Source organism: Variovorax sp. OV084 (assembly GCF_900111625.1).
In the GTDB taxonomy this organism is placed as follows: Bacteria; Pseudomonadota; Gammaproteobacteria; order Burkholderiales; family Burkholderiaceae_C; genus Variovorax.
Genome location: NZ_FOII01000008.1, coordinates 25,176 through 43,294, shown reverse-complemented (window position 1 = coordinate 43,294; position 18,119 = coordinate 25,176). Strand labels below are relative to the sequence as shown.

Genomic DNA, 18,119 nt, shown 5'->3' with positions numbered 1-18,119 from the left:
CGTGCTTACTTGCCGGCGCCCAGATCCATGATCAGGCGAGCGGCCATGTACAGGCGGCGCGGAATGGCGCTGATGTCCACGTACTCGGCCTTGTCGCTGTGGTAGCCGAAGCCCGGCAGGCCCAGGCTCTCGATCACGGGCTTGCCCGAGAGCGCCGCATAGGCTGCGTCGGTGCCGCCGCCGGTGCGCTCTTCCACGCCCAGCGTGCCGCCGGCTTCCTTGTAGTAGCCCACGGCCTTGTCGACCAGCTTCTTGCCGCCTTCGCCGGCATTGAAGGCCGGGCGGCCGCGCGTGACGATCACCTTGACGTCGGCCTCGGGCAGTTTCTTCTGCTGCGCGCGTTCTTCCAGCGTCTTCATCGCGGCATCGAAGTCTTCGTTGCGCGCATAGCGCACGTCGGCATTCAGCGTGGCGCTGGCGGGGATGATGTTCGACACGTTGCCGGCCTTGGCAATGGTCCAGTTGAAGCGCAGGTTCTTCGACTTGTCGTCGATGCTCATGGTGCGCAGCACGAGGTCGGAAGCCTCGACCAGCGCGTTCACGCCCAGCTCGGGCGCCGCGCCCGCATGCGAGGCCTTGCCGGTGATGTTGACCTGCACATAGGCGATGCCCGAGGTACCGAGCGAGAGCTTCTCGTCGCCGGCGCTGGTGGGCTCGAAGGAGAGCACGTAGTCGGCCAGCTTGGCTTCTTCCTGGATCAGGTCGCGCGAGCCGAAGGAGCCTTTTTCTTCATCAGTGTTGAACAGCACGGTGATGGTGCCGTAGTCGCGCACGCCGTAGTCCTTCAGCAGCTTGAGCGTGTGCAGGATGACGGCGTTGCCGCCCTTGTCGTCGGCGATGCCGGGGCCGTAGGCCTTGTCGCCTTCGATCTTGAACGGCGCCTTCGCGAGGATGCCCTTCAGGTACACGGTGTCCATGTGCGAGAGCAGCAGCAGGTTCTTGCCGCCGCGGCCCTTGATCTTGCCCACGATGTTGTCGCCCACCACGATGCCGGCCGACTTGCTGCGCGTGACGGTGAAGCCCAGGTTCTTGAGTTCGCCCTCGAGGTAGCTGCCGGCGGCGGCGATGCCTTCGGCGTCACCGGTACCGGTCTCGATGTTGACCAGCTTTTCTAGCGTCTTGATCACCGCGGGCTGCTCGTCGGTGGCAGCCTGGAACAGCACGTTGTCGCGCTTCTGGGCCCAGGTGGCGCCCGCCACGAAGGCGGTGGCCAGCACGGCGGCGATGGCGGTACGGTGGATGGATGGGCGCATGAAATCTCCTGCTCTACGCATTGTTTGAAGTGTCTGAATGAAAAAGCCGGCAAACGCCCATCCCTCGGACGCCCCCGGCCATTGTTTTTATAGCAATTCGAGTGCCACCGCGGTGCCTTCGCCCCCACCGATGCACAAGGTGGCCACGCCGCGCTTCTTGCCGCGCGCCTTCAGCGCATGGATCAGCGTGACCATGATTCGAGCGCCGCTGGCACCGATCGGGTGGCCCAGCGCGCAGGCGCCGCCGTGCACGTTGACGATCTCGTGCGACACGTCGAGCTCGTGCATCAGTGCCATCGGCACCACGGCGAAGGCTTCGTTCACTTCCCACAGATCGACGTCTTTCACCTTCCAGCCGGTCTTCTGGAACAGCTTGGCGACGGCACCGACGGGCGCGGTCGAGAACCACTCGGGCTGCTGCGCGTGCGTGGCGTGGCCGACGATGCGGGCGATAGGCCTGGCGCCGATCTTCTTCGCGTGCGACTCGGTCATCATGATCAGCGCGGCCGCGCCGTCGTTGATCGACGAGCTCGATGCGGCGGTGATAGTGCCGTTTTCTTTCTTGAACGCGGGCTTCAGCGTGGGAATCTTGTCGAGCTTGACCTTGCCCGGGCCTTCGTCGATCGAAATGACGGTGTCGCCGCCGCGGCCCTTGACCGTGACGGGCACGATCTCGTCCTTGAAGAGGCCGGTGTCGGTGGCCTTCTTGGCGCGCTCGACACTGGCGATGGCAAACGCATCCTGTTGCTCGCGCGTGAACTTGTACTTGGCCGCGCAGTCTTCGCCGAAGGTACCCATCGAGCGGCCCGGCTGATAAGCGTCTTCGAGGCCGTCGAGCATCATGTGGTCGAAGATGCGGTCGTGGCCCATGCGGTAGCCGCCGCGACCCTTGAGCATGAGGTAGGGCGCGTTGGTCATGCTTTCCATGCCGCCGGCCACCATCACGTCGTGCGTGCCGGCCAGCAGCAGGTCGTGCGCGAGCATCGCGGCCTTCATGGCCGATCCGCACATCTTGCTGAGCGTGACGGCGCCGGCGCTGTCGGGCAGGCCGCCCTTGTAGGCCGCCTGGCGCGCCGGGGCCTGGCCCTGGCCTGCCATCAGGCAGTTGCCGAACAGCACTTCGCCCACGCTGTCGGGCGCGATGCCGGCGCGCTCGACGGCGGCCTTGATGGCTGCGCCGCCGAGGTCGTGCGCGGAGAGGGACGAGAAGTCGCCCTGGAAGCCACCCATGGGGGTGCGGGCGGCGCCGACGATGACGATGGATTCGGACATGGAGGTCTCCTTCAGAAGTGTGAAAGCGGAATCAAGAAGCGATCGGTCAGAAATGCGTCGCGTGCCCTTCGTGCTGGAAGCGCTGCGATTCTTCGTACGGGAACACATCGAGCATCTGCCCGGCCTGGATGCGTTCCTTGTGGTGCTGCCAGAAGGCGGCGTCGAGCAAGTCGGCGTGGTGCGCCATGAAGGCTTCGCGCACATCCTTGTTGCCCAGCAGGAAGGGCTCGAAGGTTTCGGGGAACACGTCCTTCGGACCCACCGAGTACCAGACCTCGCCGCTCATCTCGTCTTCTTCGTTGCGCGGCGTGGGCACCTTGCGGAACTTGCAGTCGGTGACGTATTCGATTTCGTCGTAGTCGTAGAACACGACCTTGCCGCCGCGCGTGACGCCGAAGTTCTTCCACAGCATGTCGCCAGGGAAGATGTTGGCTGCGACCATGTCCTTGATGGCATTGCCGTACTCGATCACCGCGTGCTCCAGCTGGTCTTTCGCGCGCCTGGCATGCGCCGGGCTCTCGGGGTGGGCCAGCGTGTCGAAGGCTTCCTGCAGATAGATGTTGAGCGGGATCATCCGCCGCTCGATGTAGACGTGCTTGACCACGACTTCCATTTCCCCGTTGCCGTCGCGGTCGCCGATCTCGAGCTGGCTGGGCGCGAACTTGCGGATTTCCTCGATCAGCTCGGGCTCGAAGCGATCGAGCGGAAAACCCACGTCGCTGTACTCCAGCGTGTCGGCCATGCGGCCCACGCGGTCGTGCTGCTTCACGAGCATGTACTTGCCCTTGATCTGCTCGCGCGTGGTGTCTTTCTGCGGCGGATAGAAGTCCTTGATGACCTTGAACACGAAGGGGAACGACGGCAGGTCGAACACCAGCATTACCATGCCCTTGATGCCGGGCGCGATGCGAAACCGGTCGCTCGAATAGTTCAGGTGCGAGAGGAAGTCCCGGTAGAACAGCGTCTTGCCCTGCTTGGCAAGGCCGAGCGCGTTGTAGATCTCGGCGCGCGGCTTGCGCGGCATGAGCGAGCGTAAAAACTGCACCCAGGCCGAGGGCACCTCCATGTCGACCATGAAGTACGCGCGCGCAAAGCTGAACAGCATCTGCAGGTCGTCTTCGCCGAACAGCGCCGCGTCGATGTAGAACTTGCCGTGGCTGTCGTGCAGGATCGGCAACGAGAACGGAATCTCGGTGAAGCCGTTCATGATCTTGCCGACCACGTACGCGCCCTTGTTGCGGAAGAACAGGCCCGACAGCACCTGCAGCTGGAAGTTGGCGCGCAGCTTGACCTGGTGGAAGCGGTTCAGGATGACGTGCGCCACGCGCTCCGCATCGCGCCGCTTGTTGGCAAAGCTGCCGAGCAGAGCGAAGTCGTCGAGCATCTGCTCGAGGGTGTCGGCCAGCGTGTCGGGCTCCGGGTAGTACGGCCGGTAGGTGGGCGCGCCGCGCGGCTCGATGTACTCGGTACTGATAGCCGGGCGCACGAAGATGAAGTCGTTCTGGAAGTACGCGCGGTGCAGGATCTTCGTGGTCACCGAGTTGAAGAAGCTCTCGGCCAGCTCGGGCTGGTGGTGGTCCACCAGCAGCCCGATGTAGTGCAGCTTGATCTGGTGCCACACGTCCATGGGCTGGTCGCCGGCCTTGAACTCTTTTTCGAGCCGGGCCACGGCCTCGCTCACGCGCAGGTCGTAGAACTCGATGCGCTCGCGCTGCGCCCGCTGCTGGCCGTGCCAGTCAGCGGTTTCGAAACGGTGCTTGGCGCGCGCCGACTCGGCGCGGAACAACCGGTAGTGCCGGTTGAAGCCGTCCATCATCGCCTTCGCGATGTCGTAGGCCAGCGGCGAATCGAGGCGCTGCGGGAACATGGGCGGGCAGGCAGTTGGAGGCGCCCGGGCCGCTCAGGCAGCGGCGGGGTCTGTCGTGCCGTCCGCCTCGGGCTGCGGCGTCATGGCCTGCGCCTCCTGCACCGACTGGTTCACCTGCGTGCCCTGCAGCGTCAGCGACTGGATCACCTCGCCGGGCTTGCTCCACTTGTAGCGGATGCGCTGCACCGCGGCCTTGTACACCGCGTCGAGCGGCTTGGCGCCGTCGACACTCAGGCCCAGGTCCTGCAGCAGGCCGTCGTGCACGCCGAAGGTCCAGCCGTGGATGCGCACCTTCTGGCCGCGCGCCCAGGCGTCGACCATGACGGTGCTGACGGCCACGTTGACCACCTGCTCGGCCACGTTGAGTTCGCACAGCGCATCGACGCGCGCTTCTTCGGGCAGGCTTTCGAGCATCACGCTGTGGCGGTCGCGCACGTCCTGGATGTGGCGGATCCAGTTGTCTGCCAGGCCGATGCGCTTGCCGCTGAGCGCGGCCTTGACGCCGGCGCAGCCGTAGTGGCCGACCACCATGATGTGCTCGACCTTCAGGTGCTCCACCGCGAACTGGATCGCCGAGAGCGCATTGAGGTCGGAGTGCACCACGATGTTGGCGACGTTGCGGTGCACGAACACTTCACCCGGCTCCAGGCCGGTGATCTGGTTGGCGGGCACGCGGCTGTCGGAACAGCCGATCCACATGTAGCGCGGCGTCTGCTGCTTCACCAGGCTGGTGAAGAAACCGGGCCGGTCGCGCTCCATCTGGGCAGACCAGGCGCGGTTGTGGGCAAAGAGGTCGTCGAGGTTATCGGTGTTGTCGGGCATAGGCGGCTATTGTCGATGAGTCGTGTTTTTCAGGCTCTGGCTTCGGCGGGCTTGCGCGTCTTGTTTGTCTCTTTCGCTTTTTGCGCCTTGGCAAGGGTGGCCCGCCCCTTCTTTTCGTGCTCCCGCACCTCCGCGAGATTGGCTTGCAGCTCGGCCAGCTGCGCCTCGAGCTGGGCCCGGTGGGCGCCCAGCACGCCGAGGAATTTTTCCAGCTGCGGCACGGTGTCGCGCGGGCTGTCGTACATGTCGAGGATGTCTTTTGCCTCCGTCAGGCTCAGGCCGAGGCGCTTGGCGCGCAGCGTGAGCGTGAGCCGGGCGCGGTCGCGCGCGCTGTAGATGCGCTGCAGGCCGGCCCGCTCGGGCGTGAGCAGGCCCATGTCCTCGTAGAAGCGGATGGCCCGCGTCGTGAGGTCGAATTCCTTCGCGAGCTGGCTGATGGTGAAGGTTTGCGCAGGCATGGCAGGGGTCTGGAGAAGGGGCGTTACGGGCGCGACAGCAGGTTTGCGCCGCGATCCCTACAATGGTGCCACTACTCCATGACGTTTACGTAAACGTCAATCTTACATGAACCTCCTCGAACGCGAACTCCACTACCCCCTCGGCGACACGCTCCCCGAGCCCGGTGAAACCCTGGAAGTGGCGCCTGGCGTGCGCTGGATTCGAATGCGGCTGCCCTTTGCGCTCGACCACATCAACCTCTGGCTGCTGCGCGACACCCTCGACGGCGTCGAAGGCTGGACGGTGGTCGACTGCTGCATCGCCCGCGACGAGGCGCGCGCGCAGTGGGAGCAGGTGTTCGAGACGCAGCTGCAGGGCATGCCGATCCTGCGCGTCATCGTCACGCACATGCATCCCGACCACATCGGACTGGCCGACTGGCTCTGCACGCGCTGGAACGCACCGCTGTGGATCAGCTCGACCGACTACCACGTGGCCCGCGTGCTCAGCACCGCCGGCGACACCCTGGCGGGCGGCGAACCGGCGGCGCGCTTCTTTGCCTCGCACGGCCTGACCGACCCCGAATCCATCGCCAAGATCCGCGCGCGCACCAACTACTACGCGAACATGGTGCCCTCGGTGCCCGAGAGCTTCGTGCGCATGCTCGATGGCGACATCGTCACCATCGGCGGCCACGACTGGCGCTGCATCAGCGGCTACGGCCACGCACCCGAGCACATCGCGCTGTATTGCGACGACCTGAAGCTGCTGCTGGGCGGCGACATGATGCTGCCGCGCATTTCCACCAACGTGAGCGTGCACGCGGGCGAGCCCGAGGCAAATTCGCTGCGCCTTTTTCTCGACAGCATCGACAAGTTCAAGGCCCTGCCGGCCGACACGCTGGGCCTGCCTTCGCATGGCAAGCCCTTCCGGGGCATCCACCGACGCGTAGACCAGCTGCAGGAGCACCACCGCGACCGGCTGGCAGAGCTGCTCGAAGCCTGCACGGCACGCGCGCTGACGGCGGCCGAAGGCCTGCCGATTCTGTTCAAGCGCGAGCTCGACCTGCACCAGATGACCTTCGCCATGGGCGAAACGGTGGCCCACCTGCACCTGCTGTGGTTCTCCGGCCAGGTGAAGCGCGAACTGGGCAAGGACGGCATCTACCGCTTCGGCGCGAAGGCCGCCTAAACTCCCCCGGATGGACGACATGCTGGCTCAGCTGCGCGCGGGCCGGCTGGCAGGCGCAAAAAGAATCGATCTCTCGTGCGGACTCACCGAGTTTCCGCGCGAGCTTTTCGACCTCGCGGATTCGCTCGAGGTGCTGAACCTGTCGGGCAATGCACTCGACACGCTGCCCGACGACCTGAACCGCCTGCACAGGCTGCGCGTGCTGTTCTGCTCGGACAACCGCTTCACCACGCTGCCCGAGTCGATCGGCCGGTGCCACGACCTCGACATCGTCGGCTTCAAGGCCAACCAGATCCGCACGGTACCGGCCGCATCGTTGCCGGCCTCGTTGCGCTGGCTGATCCTCACCGACAACCAGATCGAAGAGCTGCCCGACTCCCTCGGCGAATGCACGCGGATGCAGAAGCTGATGCTGGCGGGCAACCGCCTGCGCGCGCTGCCGCAGTCGATGACCGCGCTCGAGCAGCTCGAACTGCTGCGCATCTCGGCCAACCGCTTCGAGACACTGCCCGCATGGCTGCCCTCGCTGCCGCGCCTGTCATGGCTCGCCTGCGCGGGCAACCCCTTCGACACGCAGGCCGAGGACGCGGCGATCACCGCGCAGTCGGTGCCGCACATCGACTGGCGCGAACTGGCGCTGGGCAGAAAGCTCGGCGAAGGCGCGTCGGGTGTGATCCATCAAGCCACGCTCGGCAAAGCACAGCAGGTGGCGGTCAAGCTCTTCAAGGGCGCAGTCACCAGCGACGGCTGGCCGCACAGTGAAATGGCCGCCTGCATCGCGGCCGGCGTGCACCCCACGCTGATCGCTGCGCAGAGCCGCATCGACGGGCACCCCGAAGGCACGGAAGGCCTGGTGATGGGGCTGGTCGATCCGTCATTCGTCACCCTCGCGGGGCCACCGAGCCTTGCTTCATGCACTCGCGACGTCTATGCCGAGGAAGCGCGATGGACGTCCGGCGTGGCGCTGCGCATCGCACGCGACATCGCCTCCGCCATGCAGCACCTGCATGCGCGAGGGATTCTTCACGGCGACCTCTACGCACACAACATCCTGTGGCACGCACAGCGCGGCGGCCGGCTCGGCGACTTCGGCGCGGCCTGGATGACCGGCGCGCTCGACGCGGCACAGGCGCGCGCGTTCCAGGCGCTGGAAATGCGCGCCTTCGGCTGCCTGCTGGAAGAACTGCTCGAACGCTGCACCGACGCGATGCCCGCATCGGTGACCACGCTGAAAGACCGCTGCCTGCAGCCCGACGCCGCCACGCGCCCGACCTTCGCCCAAGCGCTGTCGTTACTGCAGCAGGCATCTTCATCGCCATGACCCGGCGCCGACCGCCGCAGCTGCCGCTACCCACGCGCGACGGCGTAGGCCCGAGCTGCGTCGGCCTGTCTTCCGGCCCCTGGCCGACCATTGCCGAATTCCTGATCGAGCGTTTTCCCGCGATCACGCGCCAGGCCTGGCTCGAGCGGATCGAAGCGAACGACGTCATCGACGAGCATGGCGTGCCCGTGACCGCCACGCGCCGCTACCAGTCGCCGCTGCGCGTGTACTACTACCGCACGCTCGACGACGAAGCGCGCATCCCATTCGAAGAGCAGATCGTGTTCCAGGACGACGATCTGCTGGTCGTGGACAAGCCCCCCTTCGTGCCCGTCACGCCCACCGGCAAGTACCTGCAGGAAAGCCTGCTGGTGCGCCTCAAGCGCAAGCTGAAGCTCGACGACCTCGTGCCGATGCACCGCATCGATCGCAGCACCTCGGGGCTGGTGCTGTTCTCGGTGCGGCACGCCACGCGCGGCGCGTACCAGGCGATGTTTCCCGAGCGCCGCATCGCCAAGCACTACGAGGCCGTCGTGCCGTGGCGCGAGGGCGTGTCGTCTGTGCCCGAGATCTATCGCAGCCGTCTGGTCGACGACGAACATTTCATGCGCGTGCGAGAAGAGCCCGGCGAGCCCAACTCCGAAACCCGCATCGAGGTACAGGAGGTGCGCAATGGCCATGCGCTGCTGAAGCTCTCGCCGGTGACGGGCCGCAAGCACCAGCTGCGCGTGCACTGCATGGCACTGGGCATGCCGATCGTGAACGACCCGATCTACCCCGTGCTGCTGCCCGAGGGCGCGGACGACTTCGGCAAGCCCTTGCAGCTGCTGGCCCGGTCGCTGGCCTTCCTCGATCCGGTGACCGGCGACCTGCGCAGCTTCACGAGCCCCCGGAGCCTGTCGCTGACACCGAGGTGACGCGCGCGCGGCGCGGCGCGCACTAAGCTCGTTTCCTGAACTTGCATTGCCGATCTTTCATTCAGGAGACACCCGCACCATGGACACCACCCAACTCTTCTCGCTGAAGGGCCGCACGGCGCTGATCACCGGCGGCTCGCGCGGCATCGGCCGCATGATCGCCGAGGGCTTCCTGGCCCAGGGCGCGCGCGTGTACATCTCGGCTCGCAAGGCCGCAGCCTGCGACGAAACGGCGAAGGAGCTGTCGGCCTTTGGGCATTGCGTGTCGCTGCCTGCGGACGTATCGACGCTCGAAGGTGCGCAGGCGCTGGTCGATGCCTATTCGAAGCACGAAGGCTCGCTGGACATCCTCGTGAACAACGCCGGTGCGGCCTGGGGGGCGCCTTATGAAGAGTTTCCCGAGAGTGGATGGGACAAGGTGGTGGACCTGAACCTGAAGACGCCGTTCTTTCTGACCAAGGCGTTGACGCCGATGCTGAAGAAGGCGGCGACGGACCATCTGGCGAAGGTGATCAACATCGCTTCTATCGACGGGATTTCGGTCAATCCGCAGGAGACTTATTCGTATGCGGCGAGCAAGGCTGGGCTGATTCAGTTGACTCGGCGGATGGCGCTTCGGTTGGCGCAGGATCGGATTGTGGTTAGTGCTATTGCGCCTGGTGCGTTTGCTTCTGACATGAACAAGCTGGCGCGGGATCACGGGGATGAGGTGAAGGAGCGGATTCCGGCTGGGCGTATTGGGGTGCCTGAGGATATGGCTGGGGCGGCTATCTACTTGGCCTCGCGTGCGGGGGACTATGTGATGGGGTCTACGTTGGTTGTGGATGGGGGGGTTACGCACGCTCGCTGAGGTTTTTCTTTCCGGGGCCGGGTCTCGCCCCGGCGGCCGACTCACTTTCTTTTGCTTCGCCAAAAGAAAGTAAGCAAAGAAAAGGCGACCCTGCTGTCTGCGTCCCTACGCTTCGCTACGGGCAACCTGCGGTGCTCGACGTAGATGGGGGAACCCAGCAGGCCTTCGCTGCGCTCGACCCCCGAACATCCAACATCCAACATCCAACAGCCAATACCAAGCCGAGCGAAGCAAAGGCCCGTTCCGTCTCCCCTCCCCTCTGGCTGCGCCGAGGAGCGCAGCGTTTCGCGGATCAGGGCTCGCCCTTGTCTGAGCGAAGCGAGTTTGGGCGAGACCCCGCGAAACGCGAGCACCACAGGTTGCCCCTTCGCAAAGCGAAGGGGTCGCAGACAGTGGGGTCGCCTTTTCTTTGGCTACTTTCTTTTGGCGAAGCAAAAGAAAGTAGCTCGCCCGCCGGGGCGAGACCCGGCCCCGGAACACAAACGAAAAAAGGCCATCTCACCCCCAGCGAGGAACAGCCTCATCCTTCAACTGCCGCCGCAGCAAGTCGTAATCCGGCACAACACTCTCAACCGTCTCCCAAAACCGATGCGAGTGATCCATAACCCGCAGATGCGCCAGCTCATGCGCCACGACATAGTCGATCACCGGCAGCCGAAAGTGAATCAACCGCCAGTTCAGCCGAATCGACCCATCCGCACTGGCACTACCCCAGCGCGTCGAAGCATTCGACAGCGACAGCTTCTGCCACTGCACCCCAAGCAGCGGCGCAAAGTGATCCAGCCGCTCGATGAACAACTTGCGCGCCTGCCGCATCAACCACGCCTGCGCCGCATCACGAATCTGCGAAGGCTCGGCGTTCTGCGCCACAGCCAGCCGCAGCACCCGCGGCCCACCTTCTTCAACAGCGTCGTCAAGCGTGCCGCCAACACTCGCAAAGCCATGCTTCGGATCAAGCCGCATCACAACCGGCTCGCCCAGGAACGGAAATCCGGCCCCATCCCTCCATTCGATGCGAGTGGCCTCGACGCGCGCATGGCGCTGCTGCGTTTCCGTCAGCTTGCGCAGGATCCAGTCCGACTTCTCATGAATGGCCGCATCGACATCACGCAGCGCCACCCAGCGCGGCGCGCGCACCGACAGTCCTTCGGCCCCGACGAGAAAGCCAATGGTCTTGCGCTTGCCGCGCTTGAATTCATAGGCCACGCGTGCGGAGCCGAGCACCACTTCGCGCGTGGCCTGGGGGTGCGCGAAGTTCGCAAGCGTCAGCGTGTCGGCCAACGGCACCGCGGGTGGCGCATTGAGGTCGACGAGTGCGGGCGGAGCCAAAGGCACGGCCGGCGGTGCCACCGGCTTCGGCTTCTTCACCCTGCGTGGCCGCGCCGGTGCGGGCGCTGAGGGCGCAAACTCGCTGCCCAGCCCCTCGAAAAGATCCATCGTGAACCGAAGCAATCCCATGACGGGCTCTCTTTTCCTCTTCAGCTCACCGCTTCTTGCGTGGGCTGCAGAGGGCTGTCGACATACGCCTCGGGGTCGAGGCGGCGCATCTCGGCCTCGATCCAGGCCTCGACCTCACGCATCAACTCATCAGGCTTGCGGCCCACGCTCGGAATCGCCGGGCCGATGGACACGTCGACCACGCCCGGGCGCTTGATGAAGGCCTTGCGCGGCCACACCTTGGCTGATGTCACGGCAATGGGGATCACCGGCACGCCGGTCTCGCAGGCGAGCCTCGTGCCGCCGCTCTTGTAGGTGCCCTTCTGCCCGCGCGGAATGCGCGTGCCCTCGGGGAACATGATGATCCAGATGCCCTGCGCGAGCAGCTTGCGGCCCTGGTTCACCACCTTGTTGAAGGCCTGCGCACGCTGGCTGCGGTCGATGTGGATCATGTCCAGCCGCGCCATCGCCCAGCCGAAGAAGGGGATGTAGATCAGCTCCTTCTTGAACACGTAGGCCAGCGGGTGCGGCATCAGCGTGGGCATCAGGAAGGTCTCGAGCGTGGACTGGTGCTTCACCAGCAGGACCGCGCCGGCGAGCTTGTCAGTCGGCAGGTTCTCCATGCCGCTCACGCGGGTCTTGATGCCCAGCAGCACGCGCGCGCCGCCGATGGCCCAGCTGAGCCATTGCTCCGCCATCCAGTAGAGCGGAATGCCGCGCTTCCAGAGCGAGCTGACGCACATGATGATGCCCCAGGGGATCACGGTGACGAGCATCCACAGCGCGTGGAGAACGGAACGGAAAAACGCCATCAGACAGCCACCTGCAGTGCGGCCCGCGCTTCGCGCGCGAGCAGAAAGTCGACAAAGGCGGCGAGATCGTCGTGGACCAACGTGTTCGCCGGGTATTCGGAAGGCAGCGGATCGACGCCGCGGCAGGCCGCGCCCATGCCCGTGAGCAGCAGGTGCGGCTCGCAGCCGGCAGCCGCACCCGCCTGCAGGTCGCGCAGGCTGTCGCCGCAGGTCGGGGTGCCCTTGAGGTCGATGCCGTAGCGGTCGCCGATCTGCAGGAACAGGCCGGGCCTGGGCTTGCGGCACTCGCAGCCCTCGTCGGGGCTGTGCGGGCAATAGAACACCGCATCGACCTTGCCGCCCACGGCCGCGAGCATCTTGTGCATCTTGGCGTGCATCGCGTTGAGCGAAGCCATGTCGAACAGCCCCCGGCCCAGCCCCGACTGGTTCGACGCAATCACCACGTGCCAGCCCGCATGGTTGAGCCGCGCCACGGCCTCGAGCGCACCGGGCAGCGGCGTCCACTCGATGTCGCTCTTCACGAAGTCTTCGCGGTGCACGTTGATCGTGCCGTTGCGGTCGAGGATGACGAGTTTCATGGTGGTGCCACTCCTGGGGGAGGCGTCGTGAATGAGCTCAGACGGCCAGCCGTTCGAGCTGCGCAACGCGGTTCATCGCAGTGTGCAGCGACATCAGCAGGCCCAGGCGGTTGAGCCGCAGGTCGGCCTGTTCGGCGTTGACCATGACGCCGTCGAAGAAGGCGTCGACCGGCTCGCGCAGCGCGGCCAGCGTCTGCAGCGAGGCGGTGTAGTCGCCAGCTTCGAACTGTGCGTTGGCAGCGGGCACGACCTGCGCCATGGCCGCGTGCAGCGCCTTTTCGGCCGGCTCCTGCAGCAGCAGCTCGCTGACGTGCGCGTCGGCTTCGGGAGCCTTCTTGAGGATGTTGCCGATGCGCTTGTTCGCAGCTGCCAGTGCGGCGGCGGCGGGCAAGGCGGCAAAGGCGCGCACGGCGGCCAGCAGCTTGGGCACTTCGCCCAGGCGCTGCGGGCGCGGAGCCAGCACGGCATCGACTTCCTGCGCGCTGGCGCCCTGCTCGCGCAGGCTGCCGGCGAGGCGATCGAGGATGAAGTCCTGCAGCTCGCCCGTGGCGCGGCTGCTTTCGAAACCGGCGATACCGCTGAACTGCGCGGCCGTGTCCTGCAGCAAGGCGTCGAGGCCCAGCGGCAGGTCTTTCTCGATCAGCATGCGGATCACGCCCAGCGCGTGGCGACGCAGGGCGAACGGGTCGCGGTCGCCGGTGGGCAGGTTGCCGATGCCGAACATGCCGACCAGCGTTTCGAGCTTGTCGGCCAGCGCGACCACGAGGCCCACGCTGTTGCGCGGCAGCTCGTCGCCGGCAAAACGCGGCTTGTAGTGGTCTTCGATGGCGTCGGCCACCGATGCGTCGAGCCCGTCGTGCAGCGCGTAGTAGCGGCCCATGGTGCCCTGCAACTCGGGGAACTCGCCGACCATGTCGGTCACGAGGTCGGCCTTGGCGAGTTGGGCGGCCTGCGTGGCGTGCGCGGCCAAGGCCGTGTCACCGATCTTCTCCGCAATGCCGCGCGCGATGCGCATCACGCGTTCGACGCGCTCGCCCTGCGTGCCCAGCTTGTTGTGATAGACCACCTTGCCCAGCGACTCGACGCGCGAGGCCAGCGACTTCTTGCGGTCCTGGTCGAAGAAGAACTTGGCGTCGGCCAGGCGCGGGCGCACCACGCGCTCGTTGCCACCGATGACCGCGCTCGCGTCGTCGGGGCTGATGTTGCTGACGACCAGGAACCTGTTGGTGAGCCTGCTCGATGCGTCGAGCAGCGGAAAGTACTTCTGGTTGGCCTTCATCGTGAGGATCAGGCACTCTTGCGGCACTTCGAGGAACTCGCGCTCGAAGCTGCAGACCAGCACGTTCGGGCGCTCGACCAGCGCGGTCACTTCGTCGAGCAGCGCGTCGTCGTGGATGGGCACCGAGCCGCCGCCGACCTTCACCGCGGCCGCTGCAAGCTGGCGCGCGATTTCGGCGCGGCGGGCTTCGAAGCTCGCGATGACGGCGCCGTCTTCCTGCATCTGCAGCGCATAGCTGTTGGCGTCGCGCAGCACGACCGGATCGACCGCCGCCTCGAAGCGATGGCCGTGCGTTTCGCGGCCGGCCTTCAGGCCCAGCGCTTCGATGGGCACCACGGCGTCGCCATACAGCGCCACGAGGCCGTGCGCGGGGCGCACGAAGCTCACGCTGCTCCAGCCCGGCATTTCGCAGCCGCTTTCGAGCTGGTAGCTCATGACCTTGGGAATGGGCAGCTTGGCAATCGCCTCGGCCAGCGCCTTCTGCAGGCCTTCGGCCAGCGTGGCGCCCTTGGCGGTGCTTTCGTAGAACAGGGCTTCGGCCTTGCCGTCCATCACGCGCTTCAGGCCAGGCACGGCCGAGGCGTCGGCGCCGAGCGCGCCCAGGCGCTTGAGCAGCGCGGGCGTGGGCTGGCCCGAGGCGTCGATGCCCACGGCCACGGGCATCAGCTTTTGCGACACGGCCTTGTCGGCGGCGCGCTCGGCCACGTGCGTGAGGTGCGCGGCCAGGCGGCGCGGCGAGGCATAGGCGGTGAGCACCGAGCCGGCTTCGGCCAGGCCTTGCGCCACCAGTTGTTCGCGCAACACGCCCGCGAAAGCATCGCCGAGCTTCTTCAGTGCCTTCGGCGGCAGTTCTTCGACAAACAGTTCGACCAGCAGGGAGTTCTTGTTCATGGGGGTCGTCATCGCTCAGGCGGCCTTCTTCGGGGGGATCTGCGCGACCCATTCGCGCGGCGCCATCGGGAAGCCCAGGCGCTCGCGGCTGTCGTAGTAGCTCTGCGCCACGCTGCGCGCGAGATTGCGGATGCGGCCGATGTAGGCCGCGCGCTCGGTCACGCTGATTGCGCCGCGCGCGTCCAGCAGGTTGAAGCTGTGCGCGGCCTTCAGCACCTGCTCGTAGGCCGGCAGCGCGAGCTGCTCGGTCATGAGGTGCTTGGCCTGCTTTTCGTGCGCGTTGAAGGCGGTGAACAGGAACTCGGCGTCGCTGTGCTCGAAGTTGTAGGCCGACTGTTCGACTTCGTTCTGCTTGAACACGTCGCCATAGGTGAGCTTGTTGCCACCGTGGCCTTCGGTCCACACCAGGTCGTACATGTTTTCCACGCCCTGCAGATACATGGCCAGCCGCTCGAGACCGTAGGTGATTTCGCCGGTGATCGGCTTGCAATCGAGGCCGCCGACCTGCTGGAAGTAGGTGAACTGGGTCACTTCCATGCCGTTGAGCCAGACCTCCCAGCCCAGGCCCCAGGCGCCGAGCGTGGGGTTCTCCCAGTCATCTTCCACGAAGCGGATGTCGTTCTTCTTCAGGTCGAAGCCCAGGGCCTCGAGGCTGCCGAGGTAGAGCTCGAGGATGTTCGAGGGCGCCGGCTTGAGCACCACCTGGTACTGGTAGTAGTGCTGGCCACGATTGGGGTTCTCGCCGTAGCGGCCGTCCTTGGGCCGGCGGCTGGGCTGCACGTAGGCGGCTTTCCAGGGTTCGGGGCCGAGCGCGCGCAGGAAGGTGGCGGTGTGCGAGGTGCCCGCGCCCACTTCCATGTCGTACGGTTGCAGCAGCGCGCAGCCCTTGTCGGCCCAGTACGACTGCAGTTTGAGAATGATTTGTTGGAAGGTCAGCATGGCTCTGCGTGAAGGCGGCCGCCCGGTGGGAGAAGAACCCGCGGCGCAACGAACCGGCTATTTTACGAGGCAGCGGGCGGTCAGGAACGGGCCGCTATGCTCGGCCTCCCCTTTTGGAACTCCTGCCGACACGCCGTGATTCGCCTGCCCCTGCCGTCCGCCCGCCTCGCCCATGCCCGTTGAAGATGCCGCATTGATCGCCCTGGGAGAGCGCCTCGGCGCCCAGGCCTGGCCCGGATTCCTGATTCTTCTCGTCGCGCTGACCGCGGCCGCCGGCCTCGCGGCCTGGGGCTTCGAGCACCTGCGGCGCCGGCATGCGGCGCAGCCCGAGCCGGGCGCCGGACTGCTGTTCGGCGGACTGGCCATCGGTGCTGCGTCGGTGGTCGCGCTGGCCTGGCTGTTCGCCGAAGTGGCGGAAGGCCTCGGCGACGGTCGGCCCATGGGCCTGCTGGACGAGACGATCAGCCGTGCCGTGGGCGCGCACACGCCGCCGGTCGTGAGGGAGGCGTTCTCATGGCTCACCCACATGGCCGACCCGATCGTCGCAGTGCTGCTGTGCGCCGGCGTGGCGGTGGCGCTGTGGCTTCGCGGGCACCGCGGTTTCGCGGCTGGCTGGGTCGCGGCCATCGCCGGCAACGGGGTGCTGAACCACGTGCTCAAGCTCATCTTCGAGCGCGCCCGGCCGGTGCACGGCTTCGGCTTCGCGCAGGTGTCGGGCTATTCCTTTCCGAGCGGCCACAGCTCGGGCTCGATGGTGCTCTACGGCATGCTGGGCTACTTGGGGCTGCGCATGCTGCCGCCGCGCTGGCGGGTGCCGTCGGTGATGGCAGCAACGGCGGTGGTCGTCACCGTGGCCTGCAGCCGCATCTTCGTGCGGGCGCACTTTCCTAGCGATGTGCTCGCGGGGCTGTGCTCGGGCGGTGCCTGGCTGGCGATCTGCATCGCGAGCATCGAGTACGCACGGCACCATCGCGGCACACGCCCATGAAAAAGGCCGCAGCGGCTTGCACCGCTGCGGCCCGATCCGGGAAGGGTGCCGAATGCACCCGAGGGGAGATCAGTACTCCCAGAAGATGCGCTGCAGTTCCTTGGTGTTGTTGGTCTTGGTCAGGGCAACCATGGCCAGGATGCGCGCCTTCTGCGGGCGCAGGTCGTGCGCAACCACCCAGTCGTACTTGTCGTCGGGCTGCTCGGCGTTGCGAATGACGAAGCCGTCGGGCACGCGCGCGCTGCGAATCACGATCACGCCGTCGGAGCGCGCCTTCTGCAGGTTCGGAACGATGCGGTCGGCCACCGAGCCATTGCCCGTGCCGCCGTGGATCAGCGCCTTGGCGCCGCTCTTGGCAATGGCGTCGATGGCCACCGACGACACGCCCTCGTAGCCCATCGCGATCTCGACCGGCGGCAGCGCGGTGATGCTGTCGATGTCGAATTCCGAGTTCATGGTGTGGCGCTTGACCGGTGCGCGGAACCAGTAGTTCTTGCCCTCGACGATCATGCCCAGCGGGCCCCACTGGCTGGAGAACGCATTGGTCTTGATGTTGACGTTCTTGCTCACGTCGCGGCCGCTGTCGATGTTGTCGTTCATCGTCACCAGCACGCCCTTGCCCATCGCGTCCTTGCTGCCCGCCACGTTCACGGCGTCGTACAGGTTGAGCGCGCCGTCGGCCGACAGCGCAGTGCCCGGACGCATCGAGCCGACCACGACGATCGGCTTGTTGGTGTGCACGGTCAGGGTCAGGAAGTAGGCGGTTTCTTCAAGCGTGTCGGTGCCGTGGGTGATGACGATGCCGTCCACGTCCGCTTGCTTCGACAGTGCCGATACGCGCTTGGCCAGCGTCAGCAGGTTGTCGTTGGTCAGGCTTTCCGATGCGACCTGGAACACCTGTTCGCCGCGCACGTTGGCCACCTTGGAGAGCTCCGGCAGGCCTGCGATCAGCTTCTCGACGCCGACCTTGGCGGCCGCGTACGTGGCGCTGTTGACGGCCGAGGCACCGGCCCCGGCGATGGTGCCGCCAGTGGCGAGGATCACCACGTTGGGCAGTGCCTGCTGCGCCTGCGCGAGCGCGCTGGCAGCCAGCAAAGCGGCGCCGGCCGCGAAGGCACGGAAACGGGGGGAGAGGTACATGGAGAACTCCTGTGTTGAGGTGGAATTTTTCGGGGCGGCGAGGAAGATACATGAACCGTGCCCGCATGCCCTGCCTGCCCATGCCGGCATGGCATGCGGTCATGCACGAGGGCCAAGGACGACC

The 18,119-nt window shown here is 66.1% G+C and carries 16 protein-coding genes; 5 read left to right on the top strand and 11 right to left on the bottom strand.

Annotated elements, in window-relative coordinates; all coding sequences use genetic code 11:
• Positions 1-5: 5 nt before the first annotated feature.
• The 5 genes from BMW87_RS20510 to BMW87_RS20490 all read right to left on the bottom strand — a co-directional run bounded on the left by BMW87_RS20510 (position 6) and on the right by BMW87_RS20490 (position 5,672).
• Positions 6-1,253 carry a glutamate carboxypeptidase gene (locus BMW87_RS20510; protein WP_093056761.1) on the bottom strand — a complete coding sequence of 416 codons (1,248 nt, stop codon included), beginning with the start codon at positions 1,251-1,253 and terminating at the stop codon, positions 6-8.
• 87 nt (positions 1,254-1,340) lie between these two features.
• Complete coding sequence (locus BMW87_RS20505) at positions 1,341-2,525, bottom strand: acetyl-CoA C-acyltransferase (RefSeq protein ID WP_093056762.1); 1,185 nt, start codon at positions 2,523-2,525, stop codon at positions 1,341-1,343.
• A gap of 46 nt (positions 2,526-2,571) precedes the next feature.
• A complete protein-coding gene (aceK, locus tag BMW87_RS20500; protein WP_093078329.1) occupies positions 2,572-4,392 on the bottom strand; it encodes a bifunctional isocitrate dehydrogenase kinase/phosphatase in 1,821 nt (606 codons plus the stop codon).
• A gap of 33 nt (positions 4,393-4,425) precedes the next feature.
• Complete coding sequence (gene can, locus BMW87_RS20495; RefSeq protein WP_093078328.1) at positions 4,426-5,214, bottom strand: carbonate dehydratase; 789 nt, start codon at positions 5,212-5,214, stop codon at positions 4,426-4,428.
• A gap of 29 nt (positions 5,215-5,243) precedes the next feature.
• Positions 5,244-5,672: a MerR family transcriptional regulator gene (locus BMW87_RS20490; protein WP_093056765.1), complete on the bottom strand. Its 429-nt coding sequence runs from the start codon at positions 5,670-5,672 to the stop codon at positions 5,244-5,246.
• Positions 5,673-5,778: 106 nt separating this feature from the next.
• Here BMW87_RS20490 and BMW87_RS20485 point away from each other — a divergent pair, with 106 nt between their 5' ends.
• The 4 genes from BMW87_RS20485 (at position 5,779) to BMW87_RS20470 (ending at position 9,931) form a co-directional block, all read left to right on the top strand.
• A complete protein-coding gene (locus tag BMW87_RS20485) occupies positions 5,779-6,843 on the top strand; it encodes an MBL fold metallo-hydrolase (protein ID WP_093056766.1) in 1,065 nt (354 codons plus the stop codon).
• Between the two features lie 10 nt (positions 6,844-6,853).
• The gene (locus tag BMW87_RS20480) at positions 6,854-8,164 is read left to right on the top strand and encodes a leucine-rich repeat-containing protein kinase family protein (RefSeq protein WP_093078326.1); all 1,311 of its coding nucleotides are present in this window, start codon (positions 6,854-6,856) and stop codon (positions 8,162-8,164) included.
• Entirely contained in the window at positions 8,161-9,081 is a 921-nt protein-coding gene (locus BMW87_RS20475; protein ID WP_093078325.1) for a pseudouridine synthase, read from the top strand. The genes BMW87_RS20480 and BMW87_RS20475 overlap by 4 nt, the downstream gene beginning before the upstream one ends.
• 79 nt (positions 9,082-9,160) lie before the next feature.
• A complete protein-coding gene (locus BMW87_RS20470) occupies positions 9,161-9,931 on the top strand; it encodes an SDR family oxidoreductase (protein WP_093078323.1) in 771 nt (256 codons plus the stop codon).
• Between the two features lie 498 nt (positions 9,932-10,429).
• On the opposite strand, the gene BMW87_RS20460 is transcribed toward BMW87_RS20470, so the two are convergent.
• The 5 genes from BMW87_RS20460 to glyQ are packed head-to-tail and all read right to left on the bottom strand — an operon-like array spanning position 10,430 to position 15,867.
• Positions 10,430-11,368, bottom strand: a complete 939-nt coding sequence (locus BMW87_RS20460; protein ID WP_093078322.1) for a M48 family metallopeptidase — start codon at positions 11,366-11,368, stop codon at positions 10,430-10,432.
• A 41-nt stretch (positions 11,369-11,409) separates the two neighbouring features.
• The gene (locus tag BMW87_RS20455) at positions 11,410-12,180 is read right to left on the bottom strand and encodes a lysophospholipid acyltransferase family protein (RefSeq protein WP_093059866.1); all 771 of its coding nucleotides are present in this window, start codon (positions 12,178-12,180) and stop codon (positions 11,410-11,412) included.
• Positions 12,180-12,758 (bottom strand): D-glycero-beta-D-manno-heptose 1,7-bisphosphate 7-phosphatase, encoded by a 579-nt coding sequence (gene gmhB / locus BMW87_RS20450; protein WP_093059864.1) that lies wholly within the window; start codon positions 12,756-12,758, stop codon positions 12,180-12,182. Before gmhB ends, BMW87_RS20455 begins: the two co-directional genes overlap by 1 nt.
• A gap of 37 nt (positions 12,759-12,795) precedes the next feature.
• A complete protein-coding gene (gene glyS / locus BMW87_RS20445; protein ID WP_093078320.1) occupies positions 12,796-14,928 on the bottom strand; it encodes a glycine--tRNA ligase subunit beta in 2,133 nt (710 codons plus the stop codon).
• A 15-nt stretch (positions 14,929-14,943) separates the two neighbouring features.
• Positions 14,944-15,867: a glycine--tRNA ligase subunit alpha gene (gene glyQ, locus BMW87_RS20440; protein ID WP_093059862.1), complete on the bottom strand. Its 924-nt coding sequence runs from the start codon at positions 15,865-15,867 to the stop codon at positions 14,944-14,946.
• Between the two features lie 172 nt (positions 15,868-16,039).
• On the opposite strand from glyQ, the gene BMW87_RS20435 reads away from it, so the two are divergent.
• Entirely contained in the window at positions 16,040-16,855 is an 816-nt protein-coding gene (locus BMW87_RS20435; protein WP_093078319.1) for a phosphatase PAP2 family protein, read from the top strand.
• A 69-nt stretch (positions 16,856-16,924) separates the two neighbouring features.
• Here the strand turns inward: BMW87_RS20435 and BMW87_RS20430 are convergent, their stop codons facing one another.
• On the bottom strand, positions 16,925-17,995 hold the full coding sequence (locus BMW87_RS20430; RefSeq protein WP_093059858.1) for an asparaginase: 1,071 nt from the start codon (positions 17,993-17,995) through the stop codon (positions 16,925-16,927).
• Positions 17,996-18,119 lie beyond the last annotated feature (124 nt).